Annotated in this window: 3 protein-coding genes; all 3 read left to right on the plus strand. The window is 65.8% G+C overall.

What is annotated here, in order from left to right:
* A partial coding sequence (locus ACE3S9_RS18485; protein ID WP_374547940.1) for a class I tRNA ligase family protein occupies positions 1-1,372 on the plus strand: 1,372 nt, incomplete at its 5' end.
* On the plus strand, positions 1,369-1,890 hold the full coding sequence (lspA, locus tag ACE3S9_RS18490) for a signal peptidase II (protein ID WP_374547941.1): 522 nt from the start codon (positions 1,369-1,371) through the stop codon (positions 1,888-1,890). The genes ACE3S9_RS18485 and lspA, both read left to right, overlap by 4 nt.
* A gap of 78 nt (positions 1,891-1,968) precedes the next feature.
* Positions 1,969-2,289 (plus strand): hypothetical protein, encoded by a 321-nt coding sequence (locus tag ACE3S9_RS18495; protein WP_374547942.1) that lies wholly within the window; start codon positions 1,969-1,971, stop codon positions 2,287-2,289.
* The last annotated feature ends 170 nt before the right edge of the window (positions 2,290-2,459 follow it).

The following is a 2,459-nucleotide window of genomic DNA, read 5'->3' on the forward strand; positions in this document are numbered from 1 at the left end:
GGTCAACGCCCGGATCGTCGAGGCCTTCGCCAAGGAGGGCGCCGACGCCTGGTACAAGGACGGCGCCGCCGAGCGTTTCCTCGCGCCGGATCATAACCCGAGTGATTACGACAAGATCGACGATGTGCTCGACGTCTGGTTCGATTCCGGCTCGACCCACGCCTTCACGCTGGAAGACCCGGTCCATTTCCCGACTTTGGCCGGCATCCGCCGCCGCCACGACGGCGGGCCGGACGAGGTCATGTATCTCGAAGGCTCGGACCAGCATCGCGGCTGGTTCCATTCCTCGCTGCTGGAAAGCTGCGGCACGCGCGGCCGCGCGCCCTATGATTCCGTGCTGACCCACGGTTTCGTGCTGGACGAAAAGGGCCGCAAAATGTCGAAATCGCTCGGCAATGTGGTGGCGCCGCAGACGGTCATCAAGGATTCCGGCGCCGATATCCTGCGCCTGTGGGTCGCGGCCTCGGATTATTCCGACGACCTGCGCATCGGCAAGGAAATCCTCGCCACCTTCTCGGAAACCTATCGCAAGCTGCGCAACACGCTGCGCTGGATGCTTGGCGCGCTGGCCCATTTCGATCCCGCCGAGGCGGTGGCGCAGGCCGAAATGCCGGAGCTCGAGCGCTACATCCTGCATCGGCTGGCCGAGATCGACTTACCCGTTCGCGAGGCCTATGCCGCCTTCGATTACAAGAAGGTGGTCGCGTTGTTGTCGGCCTTCATGACCGGCGATCTTTCGGCCTTCTATTTCGATATCCGCAAGGATTGCCTCTATTGCGATCCGCCGTCGAGCGTCGCCCGCAAGGCGTCGCTGACCGCCATCAATATCCTCTGCGACGCCTTGCTGAAATGGCTGGCGCCGATTCTCTGTTTCACCGCCGAGGAGGCCTGGCTGGCCTTCCGCCCGCAAGGCGCGGCCTCGGTCCATCTGACGGAGTTTCCCGCCGGGCTCGAGGTTTGGCGCGACGAAAAGCTCGCCGCCAAATGGCGCGCGGTGCGCCGCGTCCGCGCCGTGGTCACCGGCGCCCTGGAAATTGAACGCGCGCAAAAAAATATCGGCGCGTCGCTGGAGGCCGATCCGCAGGTCTTCATCGCCGATTCCGCGCTGCGCGAGGCGCTGGACGGCGTCGATTTCGCCGATGTCTGCATCACCTCGGCGATCGAGATCGTCGCCGGACCGCCGCCGGAGGGCGCCTTTACCCTGCCGGAAACGCCCGGCGTCGGCGTCGTCAGCCGACGCGCTCCGGGGACCAAATGCGCGCGGTCGTGGCGGATTTCGCCGCTGGTCGGCTCCGATCCGGAATTTCCGGACGTGACGCCGCGCGACGCCCAGGCCCTGCGCGAATTGCGCGCGCTCGGCGCCTGGGCGTGAGTCTGTCGCCACCAATGCGCCGCCGCCTGATTGGTTTTTCCGTCGCGGCGGCGGTTTTCGTCGCGGATCAGGCCAGCAAATTCTGGGCGATCGGCCTGCTCGATGGGCCGGACCATCCCGTCATCGCGCTGACGCCCTTTCTGGCTCTGGTGATGAGCTGGAATCGCGGCATCGCCTATACTTTGCTGCATTCGGACGGCGATTTCGGCCGCTATGCTCTGGCGGCGCTCGCCTTTGCGGCGGTTGGCCTGCTGTCGCGCTGGCTGTGGCGGACCGGTGCGCTGGTCTCGGCCATCGCCTTTGGCTGCCTGATCGGCGGCGCGCTCGGCAACGCCAGCGACCGGCTGGTCCATGGCGCTGTGGCCGACTTTCTCTATTTCCACACGCCCGTCTCGCTGGGGCCGCTGTCGAACTATGTTTTCAATCTGGCCGATGCGGCGATATTTGTCGGCGTCGTCCTGTTGGTGTATGAGGCGGCGACCGCGCGCGAGACCGGCGCCGGGGAAGAGCAGGCCTGACCGACCGGCCTTGCTGTGAAATCGCCGCAAAGCGCCGTTAACCCGGTAAGGCGGATCCATTTGGGCAAGGATGACGGGATGAGCAGGACGCGGAAATTGTCTCTCGGCGTGGCTTTCGCCAGCCTGGGCCTCGCGGCGGGAGCGCCGGGCGGCGCGGCGCTGGCGCAAAGCCAGGGGCCGACGGCTTTCGGGCAGGAAATGCCGCAGCAATATTTCCTCAATCGCGTGACCAATCCCGCGCCTCCGGCGGCGAGCGTCGGCGCGGCGCAGGGCGCTTCGGCCTCCGGCGCGCCGGGCCAGGGCGGCGCGGCGCAGGCCGCCGCGGCCGATGACGACGATGGTCCCGGCCCCTTCCCGAAGCGCTATCTGTTGAACAAGATGTTCGACAGCGGCCGTTGACGGGGCGGCTTCCGGCTCTGCCGCGAAATAGCCTTGAATCCGCGTTAGAGGGCGATATTTTAAGGCTTCCGGGTAAGGGACTTTAGCTTGGGGTCTTCAGCTTGACGAAGGATTTTGCGGTGGGTGTGGCGTTGGCGAAAATCATCGGAAATGGGAAGGCCGCCTCCCGC

It is taken from the genome of Rhodoblastus sp. (genome assembly GCF_041915505.1).
Lineage (GTDB): Bacteria > Pseudomonadota > Alphaproteobacteria > Rhizobiales > Beijerinckiaceae > Rhodoblastus.